Below are 21,341 nucleotides of genomic sequence, written 5' to 3' on the forward strand. Positions count from 1 at the left end.
CTCGGTCTCGAATCAGTGGATGGACCGGGGCCGGTGGCCGACCCCGGCTACGCGCGCTCGCCGAAGAGGGCGGTGCCGACACGAATCATCGTGCTTCCCTCCTCGATCGCGATCTCGAAATCATGGGTCATGCCCATGGACAGCTCCGTGCCCTGATACCGGCTCAGGGCGGTCGCCTGCTCGTGCAGCTCCCGCAAGCGCCGGAAGGTCCTCCGGATCCAGCCTTCGTCCTCCACGAACGGCGCCATGGTCATCAGCCCCCGAACCTCCAGCCCCGGCAGCTCCAGCACACGGCCCAGGGCGTCGAGAGCTTCGGCCGCCTCGAAGCCGCCTTTGACGGTCTCCCCAGAGGTGTTCACCTGTAGCAGCACCGGCAACACGCGCCCCTCCTCCTCCAGGACCCGGCTCAGACGCTCGGCGAGCCGCTCCGAATCGAGGGCATGGAACAGGTCCGCCGCCTCTGCCGCCTCCCGGGCCTTGCGGCGCTGGACGTGCCCGATGAGGTGCCAACGAACGGCCCCTGCAGGGAGCAGGCCCCGCCGCTCCACCAGAATCTCCGGTCGGTTCTCGCCCAGGTCCGCGATCCCCTCCGCCCAGGCAGCGCGCAGGGCCGCGACCGGATGTCCCTTGGTGACCGCAACCAGGCGGACGGCGCTCGCCTCCCGCCCGGACCGGACCGCAGCCTCGGCCATACCCGCCTCGATCCGCGGAAGCGATTCCCGGAGGCGGTCCCGATAGACCCGCTCCAGGGCGCTCTCCTCCCCCGCTCGGGGTTCGGCATCCGACTCGCAAGCGACCCGTGCCAACGCGACTCCTACGCTTGGTGGACAGACATACAAACCTAAAGCTCTGCTCCCCGGGAAACCACGAGGGAGCAGCCCGTTCGGCGCGGCGGCTCGTGGCGGTGCGCGTGGGCTGCCGCGGCAGGCACTGGAACGGGGAAGGCCCCGCCGGACCGAGTCCGGCGGGGCCTCCGCACTGCTCGTCCCAGGATCCGGCTACTGGATCTGGAACGTAATCGGAAAGGCCACCCAGACCTGCACACGCTTGTCGCGGTTCAAGGCCGGTGTGAACTCCATGATGCTGGCCACCTTGAGCGCCGCGTCATCCAGCGCTTTGTGGCCGGAGGACTGCTGGACCTGGGTCCGCAACACCCGTCCGTTCTCGTCGATGAAGAACCACACGTTGACCGTGCCACCAATGCCGGCATCACGGAGCAACGGCGGGTACTCCCGCGTGAGGGCCCGTTGGACCTCGGACCGGTTCTTCAAGTCCGGCTTCACGGTGAAGGGCGTGAACGTCGGTGCAGCCGAGATGTCCGTCTCCGTCGCTTCGGGCGGCGGGGGCAGGTCCTCGACCGGGTTGTCCGCGAAGGTCGTGGTCTCGATCGTGATGTCCTCTTCGAGCGGCGTATCCGCGATCACGGGCGTCGCCGGACGGGCGATCGCCTGCGGTGGCGGCGGAATCTCGATCTCCGGCGGGAGCTCGATGGCCTCCAACTCCTCGGTGGCAAAGGACACGTCGGCCGCGGTCATCTCCGGCCAGAACTGGAACACCGCGAAATGCAGCGCGGTGGCGGCCAGAATGGAGCCCCAGAACCAGGTTCCGAAGCCCTGCTTGAAGCGATCGTTGGCCGTCATGACCTCGGCGATCGCGGATCCCTGCGCATCGCTCATCGTCTCTCTCCCGACATGCGGCGCTCGAGCTCGGTGGCGAACACGACGCGAACGGCGCCGGCCTCCTGCAGCTCCTTCTGCACCTGGTCAATGAAGATGTAGGGCACGTCCTTGTCCGCTCGGATCGAAGTCACCAGGCGGCGGTCGGTCTCGACGTACATGGGAGCGACCAGTGACGAGACGTCGGCCATCGCCACGGGACGGTCGTTCACGAAGACGTTGCCGTTCTCGAGCACCCACAGCTCCAGGACGTTCTTCTTCTTCTCGTCGATCTTCTGGGTGGCCTCAGCCGCGACCCAGTCGATCGGCTGCTCGCCCGACGTCCGGAAGACCGTGGTCACCATGAAGAAGATCAGGAGGAGGAAGGCGATGTCGGCGAGCGACGACGAGGGGATCTCGTCGGAGACGCCCGACTTCCTCTTGAACCCACCTTGCTTGATCGCCATCGCGTCTAGTTCTCCAGGAGCTGCAACGAGATACGTTCCGCGCCGGCCGACTGGAGGGCATCCAGGACGTCCACCATGAATCTGTACGGCGCATCGGGGTGGGTCTTTACCGCCGCAATCAGGCCGGGGTTGCTCGCCACCTCCAGGCGCCACATGGCCTCGATCTGGTCGGGCCGCACCTGCTGCGTCTGCTGGCTCTCACCCCGCTTCACCTCGACCAGGCCGTTGGGCTGGACGATGAGGTGCATGATGTTCTTCTGGCTGACCTGGACCTGCTCCTGAGCCTCCGGAAGCACCACCGGCAGCCCCTTGTCGCGGGGGAACACCGTGGTGACCAGGAAGAAGATCAGAAGCAGGAAGGCAATGTCCGCCATCGACGAGGTGGGCACCTCGTCGCTGACCTTGGACTTCTTCTTCATGAATGCCATGGAATCGCTTCTCCGCCTGTGTCGGCGCTGAGTTCAGATACCGGGTGATCTGTGACGAGGTTCCGGCCTCAGGTGGTGGCCGCCCGCTTCTTTCCCTTGCTGCTCGTGACCTGGAGCTTGCCCTGCTTTTCGAGGTCCCAGGCCAGATTCAGCACCTCCTGGGTCCCCTGCTCCATGTCCACGATCAGCTTGTCGATCGCGTACACGAAGAAGTTGTAGGCGATGTTCACCGGGATGGCGATGATCAACCCCGCGGCCGTCGTGAGCAGAGCCACCTTGATGCCGCCGGCCACCAGTCCCGGATCCACGTTGCCGGCCGCTTCGATGGAGGCGAACGCCAGCACCATTCCGAGAACGGTCCCGAGGAAGCCCATCAGGGGGGCTACGTTGGCGATGGTCGCCAGCACGACCAGCCCCCGCTCCAGGAAGCCGAGCTCGATGGTGCCGGTGGTGTTGACGGCCTGCTCCAACTCACCCCGGCGGACCTTGAGGTCCTTGAGGCGCGTGAGGCCCGCGTAGAGGATGGCGGCGGTCGGGCCCCGCGTCGACGCAGCCGTCTGGATGGCCTCGTCCAGCCGGCCCCCACGGGCGGCATCTTCCACCCGGCCCATCAGCGTCTTCGCATCCTTGTGCGCGATGAACAGCGTATAGGCCTTGGCGATGATCACGCCCAGCGCGATCAGCGAGCACAGGACGAGCGGGTACATCATGAAGCCGCCGTCGGCGAACAGCGACATCAGTTGGTATTGCGCGCCGGACGATTCCAACCGCCACTCCTTGGATTCCAGGGTTGTGCCTCTGGCAGAAGCCGGGGCCTCCACACAGGCCCGCGCCCGGGGGGCACAAGCGGCGGCAATGTAGGAAGTGCCCGACGAGCATGTCAAACGCCCCGGCCGGCCCCTGAATCGGGGCCGGAAACCGGTCGGGGGCCCCGACCTCAGGCCCCCGCGGCCCCCAGGGAAACCGGGGGCGCCGGAGTCTCGATCAGCTCCTTCAGGCGCGCGCCGTCGACGCCCACCTCGAGTCGTCCTCTCTGGGCTACGGCGATGCGGCTGGTCTCTTCGCTCACCACGATGACCAGCGCGTCCGTCTCCTCGCTGAGGCCGATGGCAGCCCTGTGCCGGGTCCCCAGCGACCGGTCGCTCACGGGACTCTGGGTCAGCGGCAGAATGGCCCCCGCCGCCTTGATCTGGTCGCCGGAGATCAGCACGGCGCCATCGTGCAGAGGCGAGTAGGGGGTGAAGATGGTGGCCAGGATGTCCGAGGAAACCCGGGCCTCGACCGGCCGGCCGGTGTCTCCGTAGGGATCCAGGGCCACCTCCCGCTCGATGGCCAGGATCGCTCCCACCTTCTGCCGCTGCAGCTGCTCCACCGCCGCCACGATCTCGTCGGCGACCTGGCTGGACTCCATGCGACTGAAGCGCCGCAGCATGCGGGTCTGTCCCAGGCGGGCCAGGGTCTGACGCAACTCCGGCTGGAACACCACGAGCAGCGCGATGGCTCCGTAGCGGAAGACCGTCTCGAGGATCTGGCGAATGAGGGAGAGGCCAAGCAGCCGCGCGACGAAGTACACGCCGGCCAGAAGCAGGACGCCGAGGAGCATCTGCATGGCCCGCGTGCGTCGCAACAGGAGGAGAAGCCAGTAGAAGAGGGCGGCGACCAGCACGATCTGCACGAGATCCAGCAGACCCGGCCGCAGGAAGAGCACTTGATCAAACAGCGTCCTCACGCGTCCTCCCTCCCCGCCCGGCGGATGCGGTGCGCCACGTCCAGGGCTCTGCGGGCCGAGCGCACATCGTGCACGCGGAAGACGCGGGCCCCGCGCTCGAACGCCGCCACGCACGCCGCCAAGGTGCCTTCCACCCGTTGATCGGGAGGTAGCCCCGCCTCGCCCGCCAGGAAGCGCTTGCGGCTGGGGCCCACCAGCACAGGCCGCCCCAGCGCGCCCAGGCGGGCGAGCTGCGCCAGCAGTGCGTAGGACTGCTCCGCGTCCTTGGCGAAGCCGATCCCCGGGTCCAGGACCACCCGGGACTCCTCGATCCCCGCTCGGCGAGCCCGTTCCAGCGCCACGCCCAACTCCTCGACGACCTCCTCCACGACGTTGGCGTAGTGGGCAAACTCGACCATGGTGGGCGGATCCCCCCGCATGTGCATCAGCACCAGCCCGGCACCCCACTCGGCCACCCGTCCGGCCATCTCGGGATCGTGGGCCAGTCCCGAGACATCGTTGACCACCTCCGCACCCGCCTGAAGCGCCTCCTCGGCGACGCGGGCTCGCCGCGTATCGATGGAGACGGGAGCCGGGATCTCGGTCAGACGCTCGAACAGAGGCGCGAGTCGGCGGAGCTCCTCAGCGGGGGCGACGGGCCTGGCCCCCGGTCGGGTGGACTCACCTCCGATGTCGAGCAGGTCGGCCCCGGCCTCGACGAACGCATGCGCGCGCTCCAGCTGGGCAGCGACATCCGGCAGCCGGCCCCCATCACTGAACGAGTCGGGGGTGAGATTGAGGATGCCCATGACGGCTGGGCGGTCCAGAACGAGGTCGCGCGTGCGCAGCTTCCAGACCGGGACGCCGCCGGCACGATCCCGACCGCTCCGGCGGGACGGATCGTCCACCCCGTGGAGCATCGGCGAGCTCATTCGTGCGAAGGACGCTCTCTCCCCACGGGTGGGCGCACGCGCGCCACCGGTGCGGCCACCTCGCTCTCGCTCAACCCCTTCTGACCTCCGTTCCCGGAGGACGCCACCAGGACCGGCTCGGCGGGGCGTGGGGGTGGAAGCTCGCGGCCGTCGGCGAGCAGCTGGATCTCGTCGCGGTCCAGCGTCTCCCGCTCGAGCAGCGCTTGGGCGATCGCTTCCAGGAGCTCGCGCTCGCGGTTGATCATCCCCCTCGCGCGCTCGTGGGCCTCGTCCAGGATGCGCTTGACCTCCACGTCCACGAGCTGGGCCGTCGACTCCGAGATCTCCCTCCGCTGCACCAACTCGCGGCCCAGGAAGACCTCCTGCTCCGAGTCGCCCACCGCCATGAGGCCCACGGCGTCCGACATCCCGAAGCGGGTGACCATACGCCGAGCCAGCGAGGTGGCCCGCTCGATGTCATTCCCGGCACCGGTGGTGACCTTCTCCTGCCCGAACTCGAGCTCCTCGGCCACGCGCCCGCCGAACAGCATGACGAGCTGGCCCTCCAACCACTCCTTGGTATAGGAGTGCCGGTCTTCCTCGGGTAGGGAGGCCGTGATGCCCAGGGCACGGCCGCGGGGCACGATGGTGACCTTGTGCACGGGATCCATGCCCGGCAGACGGACACCGATGACGGCGTGGCCGGCCTCGTGGTAGGCGGTCAGGCGACGCTCGGATTCGTTCAGCACCAGGCTTTTGCGCTCGGTGCCCAGCATGACCTTGTCCTTGGCCCGCTCGAAGTCGTCCATATTGACCTTCTCGGCGCCGCGGCGGGCGGCGAGAAGAGCGGCCTCGTTGCAGACGTTGGCCAGGTCGGCGCCGGCCATTCCGGGCGTGCCCTTGGCGATGATCTCCAGGTCCACGTCGGCAGCCAGGGGCAGCTTCTTCGCGTGTACGCTGAGGATCCCCTCGCGGCCCCGCACATCCGGCAGATCCACCACCACCTGTCGGTCGAAGCGACCCGGACGGAGCAGCGCCGGGTCGAGCACGTCGGGCCGGTTGGTCGCGGCCAACAGGATCACGCCCTCGTTGGCCTCGAACCCATCCATCTCGACAAGGAGCTGGTTGAGGGTCTGTTCGCGCTCGTCGTGCCCGCCGCCCAGGCCGGCACCGCGGTGTCGGCCCACGGCGTCGATCTCGTCGATGAAGATGATGCAGGGTGCATGGGCCTTGCCCTGTTCGAAGAGGTCGCGGACGCGCGACGCCCCCACACCCACGAACATCTCCACGAAATCCGACCCGGACATCTGGAAGAACGGGCGGCCCGCTTCACCGGCCACTGCCCGCGCCAGCAGCGTCTTCCCGGTTCCGGGAGGCCCGACCAGCAGCACCCCCTTGGGTAGGCGGCCACCCAGCCGACTGAACCGCTGCGGGTCCTTCAGGAACTCGATGATCTCCTCGAGCTCGTCCTTGGCCTCGTTGGCGCCGGCCACGTCGGCAAACGTCACCTTGGGCGTATCCGGCGAGATCATCTTGGCCTTGGAGCGCCCGAACTGGAACGCCCGGTTCCCTCCGCTCTGGATGGTGCGGAACATCCACAGCCAGAAGGCGATGAAAAGCAACCAGGGGAGCACTCCGATCAGGAGCGCCCACCACCCCTCCTGGGGCGCCTCGGCACTGACCACCACGTTTTGCGCTTCGAGTTCGGACAGGAGGTCGTCTGTGACCTCTCCTGCCAGGATCACCTGGAAGCGCGTGACCTCCCGGTCGTCCCGCGTGATGGGGCGCCGGAACTCACCCGAAGCCTTCGTGACCCGAGGCTCGGTGCGGATGGTGACGTCGTGGATGTTCCCCGCGCGAAGCTGCGCCCTGAACTCGGTATAGTTGAGCAGGGCTCCGCCCTCCTCCCCCCCGCGCCGCGCAGTCAGGACCGCGAGGCTGAAGAGGACGATGAGCGCGATGAATGACGTGACGCGAGAGAGCCGCACCAACCTGCCGCGCGGGTCCTCGGGCTTCTGATCTCGTTCCGCCATGAACTCCAGGGGACGCTCGGAGCGCGGCCGCTAGGGCCTTTCCTCCAGGCTGCCGATGAAAGGAAGGTGCCGAAAATCCTCGCTGTAATCCAGTCCGTACCCCACGAGGAAGTCAGAAGGTGCATCGAACCCGACCCAACGAGGCGCGACGGGCATTTCCACCAGCCGTTTGTGCAGCAGGGCGCAGACCTCCAGGCTCCGGGGCCCCCGGGCCTGCAGCGCGGGCACCAGCCTCCGCAGCGTATTCCCCGAGTCGATGATGTCCTCGACCACGATCACATGGCGGTCGCGGAAGGTGGCCCGGGGATCGTAGAGCAGGTCCAACTGCCCGCTGGAGACCTTGGCCGCGCCGTAGCTGGCCGCCACCAGGAAATCGATGTGCAGGGGGCGATCGATCTGTCGCACCAGGTCTGCAACGAAGATGAACGACCCCTTGAGGAGGCCCAGCACCAGGAGGTCCTCGTCCGCCGGGTAGTGGGCGGTAATCTCGCGCCCCATCTCACGAACGCGGTCCGCGATCTCCCCCTCGGAATAGACCACCCGCGCCAGCCGCTGCCCGGCGGCCGTCACGATCTGCTCGGCGTCGATCGACACGATCCTCGTCCCTCTCCACGGATGCTGGAGCCCGGTGCGGCTCTCGGGCCGCGCCACAGTACCGGAGCCGACACGCCCCCACCAGAGCGCGGCGACCCGCCAACTCGTCCGTCCCGCCCGCCTCTACTCCGAGGCCCCCCCTGGGCGTTCCGCGGCGGGTGCTCGCGACTCGCGGAGATCCTCCGGCGGTCCCGTGGTGTCCACGCCGGCGGGTGGCTTCAGGAGCGCGAAGCGTAGGCGGTCGCCGTAGCGCTCCACGTCCAGCCCGCCGCGGATGTGGAAGCGCCCCTGCGTGGAGGCCAACGCCTCGAACAATCGCCGCGATGATTCCTGGTCCGGATGCACACCGAGTGCCCGTGCCCCGTGGCGCAGCACCCGGAGCGCGAGGTGCGGCTGCAGGCGCCGCAGCCGGGGAACCGACCATTCCGCCCACCCCGTGCCCTGCCCGACCCGGGCCCGCGCCTCGGCTCGCCGGGTCCGAGCCTCCCACGCCTCCTCCGACTCGCGAGCCAGCGCCGCCAGTCGCACCAGCGAACGGCGGGCCCCGGGAGCGACCGCCCGCTCCAGCTCCGGGAGGATGTGGTGGCGCAGCCGGGCGCGCGGCTGCGCGGGATCGAGGTTGCTGGGGTCGAGCCGGGGGTTCAGACCGACGCGCTCGGCATACGCCTCGATCTCCGCCCGCCAGAAGGGCAGCAGCGGTCGCAGGATATGCGCCCCTCGGCGCGCGGGGATGCCCGCCAGGCCGGCGGGGCCGGTGCCACGGAGGATGCGGAAGAGCACCGTCTCGGCCTGATCGTCCGCGTGGTGCGCGGTCAGCACCCGCTCGGCCCTCGTTTGCGAGCGCACTCGTTCCAGGAAGTCGTAGCGATGCCGGCGCGCCTGGTCCTCGTTGCGGAGCGCGATGTGGGCACGACCGCCGTGGAACGGCACCGACCAGGCCCGACACACCCCCCGCAGCCAGTCGGCATCCGCGCCGCTGGCCTCGCGCATCGCGTGGTCGTAGTGGGCCACGGCGAGGCTCCACGCGTTCCCGACGCCGAACCGCAGAAGGTGCAGCAGCGAAAGGGAGTCCACTCCGCCGGAACATGCGACCAGGAGGGTCTCGCGCGGCTGGACCCCCAGTGCGGCAAGGCGCTCGGCCACCCGCTCGGGCAGGGATCCGGGCTCGGCGTTCATACGCCCATCGTCAAGCCCGGCGGAGCCGGACGCCCCGCCCTCTCGACGAGCACGCGGGCCAGGACATCGAGGCGGTCACTCTGGATGCCATCGGCACCCCAGTCCAGCAACTCGGCGATGCGGCGAGCCTCGTCGACCACCCAGACGTGCACCGGCAGGTTGCGCGACTGCGCGGCCCGGATGAACGAGTGGGTCGCGACGGTGCGGCCACCCCACCGGTCGGGGATCTGGAGCGCATCGGCGTCCGGCGTATAGAAGGAGGACGGCAGCCGGCGCAGCACCCAGAAGCGCCGGATCTGCGCCTCGGAGGCCCCCCACGGTCCCCGGTAGCCGCGCGCGCCCACGCGATTGCGCTCGTACTGCGCGGCCAACAGCACCCGCGCCTCGGCACGGTGCTGTCGGATGAGCCGCACCAGCCCCGCAGCCGCGTCCGCGGATTTGCTCTCCACGTTGATACGCGTGTTGGGGAAGGCCTCCAGGACCTCCTCGAAGCGCGGGATACGCACGTTCCGTCCCCGGAAAGACGGGTGACCCTCGAGGTCGAGGAAGTGATGGCCGGCGTCCAGGCCGGAAAGTTCGGACCAGTCGGCATCGGCCACAGCGCCCTGCCCGTCGGTGGTGCGCTCCACCGTGGCGTCGTGGTGCACCACGATCACGCCATCGCGGGTGGCCCGCACGTCCATCTCCAGCACGTCGGCCTGCCACGACTCGACGGCCTGCTGGAAGGCGGCCATGGTGTTTTCCGGGGCCAGCGCCGCGCCACCCCGATGGGCCATCAGCAGTGGGGCGCCGGCGAAGAACGAGTGGCCGGGGCGCACGGGAACGCGCTACAGATCGCCGGGATCGATCTCGTGCAGGGTCTGCAGCACCACGTCGAGGAGCTGGCTGGTCATGGCACGCTCGGCCCGGGTCCGCTCCGCGTCGTCCGCCTCGCCGCTCTTCAACTCGGCATCGAGCTCCAACACGCGACCGGCCAGGAAGGCCACCAGGTCCTCCACGACCTCGGGACGAGGCTGGGCCTCCGCCTTGGCGGTGGGAAGCGCCTTCTTGAGGAGCAGCCCGCGCACGAACGCGAGGAACCCCGGGAACGTGAGTTGAGGCAGAGGACCTCCCTCGAGGTGCTCCTCCTCGGTGAGGTTCTCCCACTCCAACTCGTTCCAGTAGAGGTCGAGCGCCTCTTCCCGCAGATACTGCCGTTCTTTCGACTCGGCGGCACCGTCCCCGGCTACGGTTTCGGGCAGCTTCTTTCCAATCGCGCTCTCCAGACGAGCGCGGCGCTCCTCCACGAGCCGGCGAGCGTCCGGGGTGATATGCGTCGAGGTCACGGGTTCGGCATTCGTACCAGAGAGTGGACAATCCGTGTATGGGCGCAACTTGAGCCGCGCGCATCGCCCCGGCAAGGTGCTCGGCCGCCTCGCGGGAGGCGCGCCCGGGCGCTACTCTGCCGGGGACTGCTCCACTGTGGGGGCGGCGTCGCGGGCCCCCCTCGCGCTCGGCCTCCGTTCCGATCTCACCATCCGGACCCTCGAGCCCGTCGTGAACCGTTCCCTGCCGCTGGCCCTCCTGCTCCTGCTGCTCCATGCCGCGCCGACGCTCGCCCAGCGCGTGCTGCTCCGTCCCCAGGCCGTATTCGACGGGGAGCGCCTGCAGCCGGGTTGGGTGGTGCTGGTCGAGGGGAGCCGTATCGCGGCGGCGGGGCCGGCCGCCTCCGTCCCTGCACGGGGTGCCTCGGCCATCGACCTGCAGGGGCTCACCCTGATGCCGGGTTTGATCGAGGGGCATTCCCATCTGCTCCTGCACCCCTACAACGAGACGCCCTGGAACGACCAGGTGCTCTTCGAGTCCTGGGCCGAACGGGTGGCCCGCGCCGTGGTGCATGCCGAGAACACACTGCGGGCCGGCGTCACCACCACGCGCGATCTCGGCAGCGAGGGCGCGGGCTACATGGACGTGGGCCTCCGCGACGCCATCAACAAAGGCGTGGTGCCGGGACCGCGCATGCTGGTGGCCGGCCCGGCCATCGTGGCCACCGGCAGCTACGGTCCCAAAGGCGCTCCGGAGTGGCACCTCCCCAAGGGAGCGGAGGAAGCCGATGGCGTGGACGGCCTCATCCGGGTGGCGCGCGACCAGATCGGCCGCGGCGTGGACTGGGTGAAGGTGTATGCAGACTACCGGTGGGGACCGAACGGACAGGCTCGCCCCACCTTCACCGAGGACGAGCTGCGAACGCTTGTCGAGGTGGCCGCCAGCTCCGGGCGCTACGTGGTCGCGCACGCGTCTACGACCGAAGGCATGCGACGCGCGGCCGCAGCCGGGGTGCGCACCATCGAACACGGGGACGACGGCACGCCGGAGGTCTTCGCGCTCATGCGTGACAACGGCGTCGGCTACTGCCCCACCATCGCCGCCGGCGACGCCATCAGCCAGTACGGGGGGTGGAAGAAAGGCTCCGACCCCGAGCCCGTTCGCATCCGCTTCAAGCGCGAGAGCATGCGTAGAGCGATCGACTCGGGCGTGGAGCTCTGCTTCGGCGGCGACGTGGGCGTCTACCCGCACGGGGACAACGTACGCGAGGTGGAGCTGATGGTCGACTACGGGATGGCCCCCGCCGCGGCTGCACACGCCGCCACGGAAGGGAATGCCCGCATGTTCGGGCTGGACGATCGCGGCCGGGTGGCGGAGGGTCTGCTGGCAGACCTGATCGCGGTGGAAGGCGACCCCACTGCGGATATCCGCGCGCTGCGCAGGGTGCGTTGGGTGATGAAGGGGGGAGTGGTGGTGCGAGAGCGATAGGGAGCGGGAGCGGAGCCGCGGGCGGCCGAACGGGAACGCGCCTCGGCGCCCGGTTCCCTTGTTCAATCGCCCGGCGCCGCTCCCCGCCGCTGCGCAGAGGCAACGACGGGGAGCAGCGCTAGATCGGGACCACCTGGGCTGGCAGTTGGACCTAGTGGTCAGTTGGGCCTACTGGCGATCCTCTGGTTGGATTGGGTGAGCCCGAGCGTGCAGGGATAGCTGGGCGAGGCAACGACGGTGAAGGGCGCGCTCGGCAGGCGCTCTCGCACCGAGCACGGGTTGGCCTCCCTGACCAGCACCGTCCGATCATCGCCGCGGAAGACGGCCCCCGTGTGGGGGACGTCCACACCGCTCAGCACGGCCTGCGCGGTGGCCAGCCCCGTGGTCGGGTCGAAGCGCAGCACTCGGGTACTGGGAGAACTCCCTCCGAATCGAGCGAAGATCAGACCGTAGTCCCCCTCGTTGTCGCCACGCAGCGCCGCTCGGGAACACGTCACACTCCGGCTCCTGGTGGATCAACGTTCGAGCCGCCCCGCTCATGGGGACGGCGTAGTAGTTGACCGAACATCCAGGTTGGAAGGTCCAACCGATCAGACCCCAGGTTCCGGTCGGGTCAACCTCGTAGTACCAGCTGTACACGTCGGTCGCCAGGGTGGTCGCGAAGAAATCGACGTGGTCGACGGAACCGTCGGCCCCACGGGTCACATACAGGTCCATCCCTTGGAGCTCGAACGACTCATTGCCGCGGCTGTCCACAACTGTGACGCCGCGCCACGTGACGTCCAGAGTGTCGGTCTCCAGGAAGCGGCGCTCGGCGATCGAGTCGAGCGTGCTGACCACCGCGCCGGTATAGTCCATGACGACGGCCCGAGGCTTCAGACCACCGGGCGGAACCTCCGAAAACGAGATCAGCCGGCCTCCTTGAGCGACCGAGACCCGCTCGGTCACTCCGACATCTCGCCCGGCCAGAGAGATTGTGTGGCCCACGGCTCCGTTCGGATCGGTGAGGAACTGCAGCTCCGGGCTCGCGCCGCCACCGCCGAGGGCCACGGGATACCCGCAGATGGGGACCTGACCGGGCTTCTCTTTGGCGAGGAGTTGCAGGGAGCCGTAGGCGTCGAGTTCGCGGATGCTGGTGCCCGCCAAAAGAGGCTTCGGAATCGGCAACGGGGATCCGTTTCGGAACCTTGGGACTTCAGGACCCGCGAGGATCTTCTGTTTGATTTCCGCCGGCGAGATTGACGGATCCATGGCCTTCAACTGCGCTGCTGCACCCGCGACCAGAGGCGCGGCGAACGACACCGCTGACTCGGGGATCTGGGTCCCAGGGACGTGCCACACGCCTGTGCGGTGGGCAACTGGAACCCGGTAGGCCGGGGCTGCGATTTCGGTCCGTCCTTCATAGTACCCCGAGTGGTCGAACGGCCCTTCGTTCCAGAGGGAGTCCCCGGGCGCAGACCCACTAACGATGAGGATGCGAGACCCGACCTCGGTCCACACGCTATCCGCCAGAACGGAGACGAATAGTCCGTTCGGTCGGGGGGCGTCATTGCCATCGTTATCCGCCGAGTTGACCCACAGCATTCCGGGGACCTTGGTGAAGAGGCTCCGCATCGCTTCAGCCACGCGAGCTGCCTCTGTGGAATCCTCGGGGAACCGAGTTGGATCGATCGAGGCCAAGACGATATCGGGCATGAATTCCTTCAACTCAGGAACCACCTCCCGCACGAACCGATCGGACGCTTCAACTACTCCAAGGGAATTCAACGAGAGCCTCGAGCGCCAGACCATCCCGGCTATCCCAATCCCGTTGTCACCCGGTGCCGTGGCTAGAGACGCAACCCACAGCCCGTGATTCTCGACGGCCGTGGGACCAGCCGGGCCCGAGACTCGATCGACTGAGGCCTGAATGTCCAAGCCGACCGTGGACAGACTGTCGAACTCAAAATCGATGACCGCGATCCGGGGGACGATTTCGCCGTACATCCCGGTTACACAACCCCATGCCTCAGGTGCAGATACTGCTCGGAAGGCCCAGGAGTACTCGTCTTCAGCGAGCCAGTCGTTGCGTTGCAGGAGTGGTGCGTCATCCGGCAGACGTAGGTTTTGTTGTGCGGGGTCGGGTCGGACGCGCTTGTACCGAGGACTGAACCACCGCACATGGGGTGACTCCAACATCTGTTGGAATACGGCTCGCACAGCTGTCCACGTTGGGCCCGGGTCTGGAATACGGATCGTATACTCGTTGAGGTAAGGCGCCCCTCCGATGACTTGCGCTTGAAAGGCGACCAAGAACGCGTTGATTGTCGCGCCGGGCGTGTCTTTGTCGAAGCCCACGTCAACGACGGTCCGGTACATCAGTGTGATGGTGTCGCCTGGCGGTGATGAGTAGAGGGTGTCTGGCAGATCCCATGGCGTGGAGTCTGGGACTGCCGGAGCGAGAGTATCCACGCCAGCCGTCTCCACCTCCACCCGCAGCACCGGCGCATTCACACCCTCCTTGGAGTCGAACTCGACCTTCCCGCCACTGTCCTCATCGGTTCTGGCCAGGATCCATCCGAAGTGCGGCGCCGACCCGTTCAGAAACGCCTGGACGTCCGCGGTCACGTCGAACTGGACCGACCCCGTCTGGTCGTTGACGAACAGCAGCGTATCGGTGGGCTCACCCGCGAACTCGGTGCCGGGCGCCGCAGCCATGTCCCACTGATCGGCCGGTGCACAGTCGAACGTGCCGTTCCCTGGGTCGGGGTCGTCGGCGCAGTTGAAGGTCGCTCCCAGTTCGGTCCAGCTCCGCAGCATCCGGTAGGCCCCCACCCATCGACCTGACCCACCCCACCCAAAGGCCGTGTCGACGGTCAGCTCCAGGTGGGCGGACGTGAGGGTGCCGGCCCCGACTTCGGCGCGGATGGCGGCCGAGTCGAATTGCACGAGGCTTCGGTCCCGGCCGTTCTTGCCCCGCACCCAAAGGCGGTCCTGCGTGCCTCGATTGGTGTCAGGGATCGTGGAGCGGATATGGGTATCCGCGATCGGCGTGAGCTGCGTGACGATGGTGTCGGACGCCTGCAGCAGGCGGGGCGACTCGACCCGGACTGGATCTTGATCCCCGCAGCCCAGGAGGCAGGCGAGCAGTCCGAGGGAGAGGGGGGCGCTCCTGGCGACTCCGGACATGGCTGTGCCCTCCAGAACCAACGGCGGGGGCGCCGCCATGGCCGGTTCGGCCATGTGCGCCCACACCAGGGAGATGAGGATTGGGTAGGTTAGCCGCATACCCCCCCCCCTTTGGCAATGTCTGGATGGGACAGATTCCGGGTACCCCGCAGCTTGGGCGCCCTCCATTCAGTATCGGTGCAAGGGCTGGACCGTTCCCTCAGGGGGCCGCGGGCCCTTCCTACGCCCCGGTGATTCCTGGTGAGCCCACCGTCCGGATCCCGAGTCTCTCCTCCATCATCGCCACTTCCCCTCGTGTGCGTCGCTTCAGGGGTGGCACGTTGGGGAGGACCCGTCCGGTAGGATCGTAGAACGTCGCTCGACCGTCCGAGGTTAGCTCGACACGGTACCCGTCCTCGTGGAGCATGCGGTGGTGCTGACGGCAGGTCAGGATCAGGTTGTGGAGCGCCGTGTGACCCCCATCGGCCCAGTGCTGGATGTGATGTGCGTCCGTGAACCGCCGGCCGCAGCCGGGGAACCGACAGCCGCGGTCGCGGGCCTCCAGCGCGCGCCGGATCGCCGGCGGGATCGTGCGGGTCTTGCGGCCCACGTCGAGCACGCGTCCGTTCGGGTTCCTCGCGATCCGTACCAAGCTGGCGTCGCAGGACAGACGCCGTGACGTTGCCGCGGCAACGCGAGTGCCGTCCTCCAACTCCGACATCCCAGGTTCTGCATTCGCCGCGAGCGTGTCCGCCTCCACGTGTAGCACCACCTGGTAACGCTCCGCTCGTGCGGCGCTCACCGGGGCGTCTGGGCCCCCTCCCTCCTGATCCAGCCCAGCGGCCAGAGCTCGCTCGGCAACCAGCCCGATCGCGTCCGCACGCTTCTGTTCCGGCCTGAGCTTGTCGGAGCCCTCGACCTCCGGCCCCTTCCAGAACAATGCTTCGCTCGCGGCCTCCAGCGCGCGCTGCAGCAGTGCGCCCACCTCCGGGTCCAGCCGGCCCCTCACTAGGTACATGCCGTCCTCGTCCGGAAAGACCGAGAGCGACCGGCTCTGATGGCGCAGCCGTTCACGCTCCGCTTCGTCCAACCGGCTGTGTCGCTTCCAGCCGCGCACCACTCGTTCGAGCTGGTGGGCCGTGGAGGTGAGCGCGATCTCCAGCAGCTCGGTCTCGTTGTCGGCGTCCGCCACGCGGGTGAGCGCCCGCACCTTGGAGAACGATAGATCGCCCTGTTGCAGGGCGGAGCTGATCTGGGGCAAGCTCGTGAGCGCGCGAGCCGCGCGCACCTTCTCGCGGGCCGATCCCAGATCGATGCCCGTGCGCCAGGCCAGCCAGTGCGCGCAGGTGATGTGGCCGGACAGCTCCCAGCCGCGGCGTCGGTCGAACTCGGCGATCAGTGTGAGCTGACGATGGGTGGCCGAGCTGATCTGCGCGGCGAGCGAGGCAATCTCGTCGCTCAGGTCTTCGAGGGCGTCCAGCTCGGAGGTGGAGAGAACGAAGGGCGAGGCGTGAAGGCCCTCCCGATCCTGGTTCGGGGATCCGACAGAGTCGAGGCTCGTGACGGAGGTGGAACCCGGCGCGAGCGCCAGCGCCGGCCCCGACGCAAGGGCGGACGTGACGGTAGAGCCGACCGACGAAGCGGACGCAGGAGCGAAACCCATGATGAAACACCTGTGAAGCCGGGGGAGACGAGACGCCGCGCGGGACCGGCGATCGTCAAAGATACGAGTGGGTTGCGCGGCCTCTCAGGCGGCTGCAGGACGCAGAAACGCGCGGCAGGAGGATGTAGGAGGGTAGGGTGTGCGGTGAAGTAGCGCACGACGGCGGGCACCCTTGCCCAGAGACGCGAATGAAGGGCGTCTCGGATCACCCCGACCACGAGCAGCCCGATCCGTCCATGGCAGAATGGGACAGGAGTGGCGGAAGGCCCCGCCAGGCGGTCAACAGCAGAATGGGACCGAAGTGCGGGAGATCTCGTTCGACGGGTGGACCCTCAGGCGGCTCAGCGCTGCCCTTCCAGCAGCCGATCATACAACCCCCGCGGCAACAGCCTCCCCAGCCGCGCCGCCATCGCCACCGGAAACGGGAACGAGAACGACTTCCTGCGCGCCAGGATCGCGCGGGTCATGCGCTCCACGGCGTCGTCCAGCTCCAACCCGAAGGGCCGCTTGGCGAAGCTGTGCTCGGTCATGGGCGTGCGCACCCAGCCCGGGTTGATCACGGTGACATCCACGCCGGTACCCCGCAGCTCGATGCGCAACGATTCGAAATAAGAAGTCATGGCCGCTTTGGAGGACGCGTAGGCCGCTCGGAAGGGCAGTCCGCCGTATCCAGCCACGCTGCTCACGCACACCAGGTGCCCCCTGCCCTCCTCCAGCATGCGGGGCAACACCGGATCCACAAAGTGCACGGCGCCCAGCACGTTCACGTCGTAGACGCGCCGCACGGCAGCCGCGTCCACCGGCCGTTGGGTGCGCTCCTGCTGCACACCCGCGTTGGCCACCAACAGATCCACGGGCCCCAGCTCCGCTTCGCAGCGACGCACCGCGTCCAGGGCGGCAGCGGCGTCGGCGACGTCACAGGGGATGGCCAGGGACCGACAGCCGTGGCCGGTCACGGCATCGGCCACCTGCTCCAGCAGGTCGGAGCGTCGGGCCACCAGCGCGAGGTCGAAGCCCTCACGGGCCAACGCGCGAGCGAGTCCGCTCCCGAGTCCGGAAGACGCCCCGGTGATCAACGCCACGCCCACGGGCCCCTCCACGACGGGAGAACGAAAAAGGGGTCCGGAGCGGACCCCTTGGGCGGATGCCGGAGGAGGGACTCGAACCCCCGACACGCGGATTATGATTCCGCTGCTCTAACCGACTGAGCTACTCCGGCGAAGGGCAGGAAACCTAATCCCGCCCTCTGGGGTTGCCAACCCTGGAACCCGGGCCTTTCCGTTCGGAACCGGGGCCGTTCCGTTCCCCGCGCGCGATCCAGGAGGACCCCGATGGACCTGCTCCCCTTCCTCTGGCCGGTGGTGGCCGTGGCCGGTGTCGGCGTCCTGACCGGCTTCCGCATCCTGTGGGAGTACGAGCGCGGCGTCGTGTTCCGCTTGGGCAAGCTCAAGCGCGCCAAAGGGCCGGGCCTGGTGTTCCTGGTGCCGTTCGGGATCGAACGGCTCCGGAAGATGGACCTGCGCATCGTCGCGCTGGACATCGCGCCCCAGGATACGATCACCAAGGACAACGTCAGCGTGAAGGTCAACGCCGTCGTCTATTTTCGGGTTTCCGACCCGGCCAAGGCGGTCGTCGAGATCGAAGACTACTACTTCGCCACCAGTCAGTTGGCCCAGACCACGCTGCGCAGCGTGATCGGTCAGTCCGAGCTCGACGAGCTGCTCGCCGAACGCGAACAGATCAACGAGATCGTGCGCGGCATCATCGACCAGGGCACCGACCCGTGGGGGATCGAGGTCACGGGCGTCGAGATCAAGGACATCGACCTGCCCCAGGAGATGAAGCGCGCCATGGCCAAACAAGCCGAGGCCGAGCGCGAGCGGCGCGGCAAGGTCATCGCCGCGGAAGGGGAGTACCAGGCCTCCAAGAAGCTGGCCCTGGCCGCCGACGTGATCTCGAAACACCCGGCCGCGCTGCAACTGCGCTTCCTGCAGACCGCGGTAGAGGTCGCTGCCGAGAACAACTCCACCACCCTGTTCCCCATTCCCATCGACCTGTTCCGTCCTCTGATCGAGAAGGCCACCGGTGTGAAGGGCGGCGGCATTCCCTTGGACGAAGACGAGGAGGCGGGGGAAGGTGAAGACGCGGAGGAAGGCTCTGTGCGAGCGCTCCCCGATGGCGCCGAGCGCGCGGCCCTGGCCTCGGCTGCCAAGAAGGCGTTGGGTCTCGAACCCGGCGACGCGCGTCGGCGCGCCCGCCTCCCGGCGAGCGACGACGACAACTCAGAGGAGTGAGCCCGGCGGGCTGCGCTCAGCTCTCGCTGTCCGTGCGCGGCTCTCGGTCTTCGTCGGGGGGCCCGCCCGAATCGGGCGCGACCTGATAGAGCACTTCCCCGTCGCGAATGAACCCGAAGCGCTCGCGCGCAATGCGCTCGAGCACGGCCGGATCGTTGTTCAGCGAGTCCGCCCACGCCCTCAGCGAGTCGTTCACGTGGCGCAGGCGCGCCAGCTCGGCTTCGGTTTCCTCGATCTCTGCGCGCGCTCGCCGCACGTCGAAGATCGTGTACTCCCCTCCGAACACCACGAAGTAGAGCGCGATGCCGAAGACCGCCGGAAGCAGATAGCGTCCCCAGCGACGGGGAGGCCGAGGCTCGCTCGGGCGACTCATCCCCAGAGGCTCCTCCCGGGATAGCGCGCCCGGCTTCCCAACTCCTCCTCGATGCGCAGAAGCTGGTTGTACTTGGCTACTCGATCCGTGCGGCTCGCACTTCCGGTCTTGATCTGTCCGGCACCGGTCGCCACGGCCAGGTCGGCGATGAACGTGTCTTCCGTCTCACCCGAGCGGTGGGAGATCACCGAGCGGTAGCCTGCCCGGGTGGCGAGGCCGATGGCCTCCAGCGTCTCGGTCAGCGTGCCGATCTGATTCACCTTGATCAGGATGGCATTGGCCACTCCCTGGTCGATGCCTCTCTGCAAGCGTTCCGAGTTCGTCACGAAGAGGTCGTCGCCCACCAGTTGGCAGCGGCTCCCCACAGCATCGGTGAGCGCCTTCCAACCCGCCCAGTCGTTCTCGTCCAGCGCGTCCTCGATCGACCGGATCGGATAGCGCTCGACCCAGTCGCTCCAGAACTCGACCATCCCGGCGGCGTCGCGCCGCTCCCCGCCCGACCAGGGAAACTCGTAGCCGCCGTTCCGGAACAACTCGCTCGCGGCCGCGTCGATGGCCAGCACGATGTCGTCGCCCACGCGGTAGCCGGCCTTGGCGATCGCTTCCAGCACCACCTCCACCGCTTCTTCGTTGCTCCCCAGGTCCGGAGCGAACCCACCCTCGTCACCGACCGCGGTGTTCTTTCCTTGGGAGGAGAGGACCTTCTTCAACGAATGGAACACTTCGGTGCCCATGCGCAGCCCCTCCGAGAAGGAGCTGGCCCCGATGGGCATGACCATGAACTCCTGCAGGTCGACGTTGTTGGGAGCATGCGCCCCGCCGTTGAGGATGTTCATCATCGGCACGGGAAGCAGGGTTGCCTCGGGGCCCCCCAGATAGCGGTACAAGGGCTGTCCCGCGGCAGCGGCTGCGGCACGCGCCGTGGCCATCGAGACGGCGAGCAGCGCGTTGGCGCCCAGGCGGCCCTTGTTGGGGGTGCCGTCCACTTCGATCATCCGTCGATCGAGCGCGGACTGGTCGGACGCCTCCATGCCCAGGACCGCCGCGCGCAGCTCTCCACTAACGTTGGCCACCGCGGAGCGCACTCCCTTCCCCACATAGCGGCCCTTGTCCCCGTCCCGTAGCTCGACGGCCTCGTGCTCGCCCGTGGACGCTCCGCTGGGTACGGCCGCCCGACCCTGGGTGCCTCCCTCCAGGACCACGTCGGCCTCGACCGTGGGGTTGCCCCTGGAATCCAGGATCTCGCGGGCACGGACTTCGATGATCTTCGGCAACGGACTACTCCCTGGTGTTTCTCTGTGTGCACGCTTGGGGCCCGCGACGCGCGAGCCTCGAGACTCCGCCTACTCCGGGGCTGCGAACTCACCGACCGGCGAGCTGCCCCCGCCGATGGACTCCTTGAGCTCCGCCACCGCCCTGTACGACCGCTGGAGCAACGCTTCACGGTCCTCGTGTGTCAAGCCCTTGGTGGGGATGGACTCGCCCACCTTGATGCGAATGCGTCCCGGTCGGATGAAGAAGCTGCCCTTGGGCATGACCGGTCGCGTTCCGCTGATGGCGATGGGCACGATCGGGACCTGCGCCTGGATGCCCAGCACGAAGGCGCCCTTCTTGAAGGGCTGCAACGCGCCGGTGGGCGAGCGCGTGCCTTCCGGGAAAAGCACGATGGTCAGCCGATCGGAGCGGATGCGCCCCGCCGCCTCCTGCAACGAGTGCACGGCCGAGCCCCGGTCGGACCGGTCCACCGAGATGTGCCCGCACATCCGCCACGCTTGTCCGAAGATCGGGATGCGGGCCAACTCCTTCTTGGCCACGAAGCGGAAACGCCCGGGAAGATGTCCGAGCACCGCGAAGACATCGAACCAGGATTCGTGATTGCCGACCAGGATGTGGGGCTGGTCGGGATCGATGTGCTCGGCGCCCTCCACCTCGACCGTGCTGCCCGAGGCCCGCACGATCTTCTGACCCCAGCGCCGGGCCAGTTGGTCGCACCGGCACAGTGCCTTGGCGGGACGGAACAACCCCGTGAGCAGCGCCCAGCTGGCGTAGGCGGCCGTGAGCAGCGCCCCATAGGTCAACACCCAGGCCGTTCGCAACAT

Annotated in this window: 20 protein-coding genes and 1 tRNA gene; 2 read left to right on the forward strand and 19 right to left on the reverse strand. The window is 68.1% G+C overall.

Going from position 1 to position 21,341, the window contains the following annotated elements:
* Positions 1–47: 47 nt before the first annotated feature.
* The 12 genes from R3E10_04565 to R3E10_04620 form a co-directional block, all read right to left on the reverse strand.
* A complete protein-coding gene (locus R3E10_04565) occupies positions 48–806 on the reverse strand; it encodes a YggS family pyridoxal phosphate-dependent enzyme (protein MEZ4415005.1) in 759 nt (252 codons plus the stop codon).
* A gap of 192 nt (positions 807–998) precedes the next feature.
* Positions 999–1,676, reverse strand: coding sequence for a TonB family protein (locus tag R3E10_04570; GenBank protein MEZ4415006.1), 678 nt, complete (start codon positions 1,674–1,676; stop codon positions 999–1,001).
* On the reverse strand, positions 1,673–2,122 hold the full coding sequence (locus tag R3E10_04575) for a biopolymer transporter ExbD (GenBank protein ID MEZ4415007.1): 450 nt from the start codon (positions 2,120–2,122) through the stop codon (positions 1,673–1,675). The genes R3E10_04570 and R3E10_04575 overlap by 4 nt, the downstream gene beginning before the upstream one ends.
* A 5-nt stretch (positions 2,123–2,127) precedes the next feature.
* The gene (locus R3E10_04580) at positions 2,128–2,550 is read right to left on the reverse strand and encodes a biopolymer transporter ExbD (protein ID MEZ4415008.1); all 423 of its coding nucleotides are present in this window, start codon (positions 2,548–2,550) and stop codon (positions 2,128–2,130) included.
* 68 nt (positions 2,551–2,618) lie between these two features.
* Positions 2,619–3,317 (reverse strand): MotA/TolQ/ExbB proton channel family protein, encoded by a 699-nt coding sequence (locus tag R3E10_04585; protein ID MEZ4415009.1) that lies wholly within the window; start codon positions 3,315–3,317, stop codon positions 2,619–2,621.
* A gap of 170 nt (positions 3,318–3,487) precedes the next feature.
* Positions 3,488–4,279 carry a diadenylate cyclase CdaA gene (cdaA, locus tag R3E10_04590; protein ID MEZ4415010.1) on the reverse strand — a complete coding sequence of 264 codons (792 nt, stop codon included), beginning with the start codon at positions 4,277–4,279 and terminating at the stop codon, positions 3,488–3,490.
* A complete protein-coding gene (folP, locus tag R3E10_04595) occupies positions 4,276–5,178 on the reverse strand; it encodes a dihydropteroate synthase (GenBank protein MEZ4415011.1) in 903 nt (300 codons plus the stop codon). The genes cdaA and folP overlap by 4 nt, the downstream gene beginning before the upstream one ends.
* A gap of 8 nt (positions 5,179–5,186) precedes the next feature.
* Positions 5,187–7,202, reverse strand: coding sequence for an ATP-dependent zinc metalloprotease FtsH (gene ftsH, locus R3E10_04600; GenBank protein MEZ4415012.1), 2,016 nt, complete (start codon positions 7,200–7,202; stop codon positions 5,187–5,189).
* Positions 7,203–7,232: 30 nt separating this feature from the next.
* Positions 7,233–7,796 (reverse strand): hypoxanthine phosphoribosyltransferase, encoded by a 564-nt coding sequence (gene hpt / locus R3E10_04605; GenBank protein MEZ4415013.1) that lies wholly within the window; start codon positions 7,794–7,796, stop codon positions 7,233–7,235.
* A 123-nt stretch (positions 7,797–7,919) separates the two neighbouring features.
* Positions 7,920–8,972: a tRNA lysidine(34) synthetase TilS gene (gene tilS, locus R3E10_04610; protein ID MEZ4415014.1), complete on the reverse strand. Its 1,053-nt coding sequence runs from the start codon at positions 8,970–8,972 to the stop codon at positions 7,920–7,922.
* Complete coding sequence (locus tag R3E10_04615) at positions 8,969–9,790, reverse strand: glycerophosphodiester phosphodiesterase (GenBank protein ID MEZ4415015.1); 822 nt, start codon at positions 9,788–9,790, stop codon at positions 8,969–8,971. Before R3E10_04615 ends, tilS begins: the two co-directional genes overlap by 4 nt.
* 9 nt (positions 9,791–9,799) lie before the next feature.
* Positions 9,800–10,297 carry a hypothetical protein gene (locus R3E10_04620; GenBank protein MEZ4415016.1) on the reverse strand — a complete coding sequence of 166 codons (498 nt, stop codon included), beginning with the start codon at positions 10,295–10,297 and terminating at the stop codon, positions 9,800–9,802.
* 223 nt (positions 10,298–10,520) lie between these two features.
* Between R3E10_04620 and R3E10_04625 the strand changes: the two genes are divergently transcribed.
* Positions 10,521–11,765 (forward strand): amidohydrolase family protein, encoded by a 1,245-nt coding sequence (locus tag R3E10_04625; GenBank protein MEZ4415017.1) that lies wholly within the window; start codon positions 10,521–10,523, stop codon positions 11,763–11,765.
* Positions 11,766–12,071: 306 nt separating this feature from the next.
* Here R3E10_04625 and R3E10_04630 read toward each other — a convergent pair whose 3' ends face one another.
* From R3E10_04630 to R3E10_04645, 4 genes are all read right to left on the reverse strand, one after another.
* A complete protein-coding gene (locus R3E10_04630; protein MEZ4415018.1) occupies positions 12,072–15,032 on the reverse strand; it encodes a DNRLRE domain-containing protein in 2,961 nt (986 codons plus the stop codon).
* 121 nt (positions 15,033–15,153) lie between these two features.
* Positions 15,154–16,575 (reverse strand): DUF222 domain-containing protein, encoded by a 1,422-nt coding sequence (locus R3E10_04635; protein MEZ4415019.1) that lies wholly within the window; start codon positions 16,573–16,575, stop codon positions 15,154–15,156.
* 341 nt (positions 16,576–16,916) lie between these two features.
* Positions 16,917–17,663: an SDR family NAD(P)-dependent oxidoreductase gene (locus tag R3E10_04640; protein MEZ4415020.1), complete on the reverse strand. Its 747-nt coding sequence runs from the start codon at positions 17,661–17,663 to the stop codon at positions 16,917–16,919.
* A 57-nt stretch (positions 17,664–17,720) separates the two neighbouring features.
* Positions 17,721–17,794: transfer RNA gene (locus R3E10_04645), tRNA-Met, on the reverse strand.
* 112 nt (positions 17,795–17,906) lie between these two features.
* Between R3E10_04645 and R3E10_04650 the strand changes: the two genes are divergently transcribed.
* The gene (locus R3E10_04650) at positions 17,907–18,869 is read left to right on the forward strand and encodes a slipin family protein (GenBank protein ID MEZ4415021.1); all 963 of its coding nucleotides are present in this window, start codon (positions 17,907–17,909) and stop codon (positions 18,867–18,869) included.
* A gap of 16 nt (positions 18,870–18,885) precedes the next feature.
* On the opposite strand, the gene R3E10_04655 is transcribed toward R3E10_04650, so the two are convergent.
* The 3 genes from R3E10_04655 to R3E10_04665 form a co-directional block, all read right to left on the reverse strand.
* Positions 18,886–19,242: a septum formation initiator family protein gene (locus tag R3E10_04655; GenBank protein MEZ4415022.1), complete on the reverse strand. Its 357-nt coding sequence runs from the start codon at positions 19,240–19,242 to the stop codon at positions 18,886–18,888.
* A complete protein-coding gene (eno, locus tag R3E10_04660; protein ID MEZ4415023.1) occupies positions 19,239–20,516 on the reverse strand; it encodes a phosphopyruvate hydratase in 1,278 nt (425 codons plus the stop codon). The genes R3E10_04655 and eno overlap by 4 nt, the downstream gene beginning before the upstream one ends.
* A gap of 69 nt (positions 20,517–20,585) precedes the next feature.
* Positions 20,586–21,341 carry a lysophospholipid acyltransferase family protein gene (locus R3E10_04665; protein MEZ4415024.1) on the reverse strand — a complete coding sequence of 252 codons (756 nt, stop codon included), beginning with the start codon at positions 21,339–21,341 and terminating at the stop codon, positions 20,586–20,588.

This window comes from Gemmatimonadota bacterium (genome assembly GCA_041390105.1).
In the GTDB taxonomy this organism is placed as follows: Bacteria; Gemmatimonadota; Gemmatimonadetes; order Longimicrobiales; family Gaopeijiaceae; genus JAGQIF01.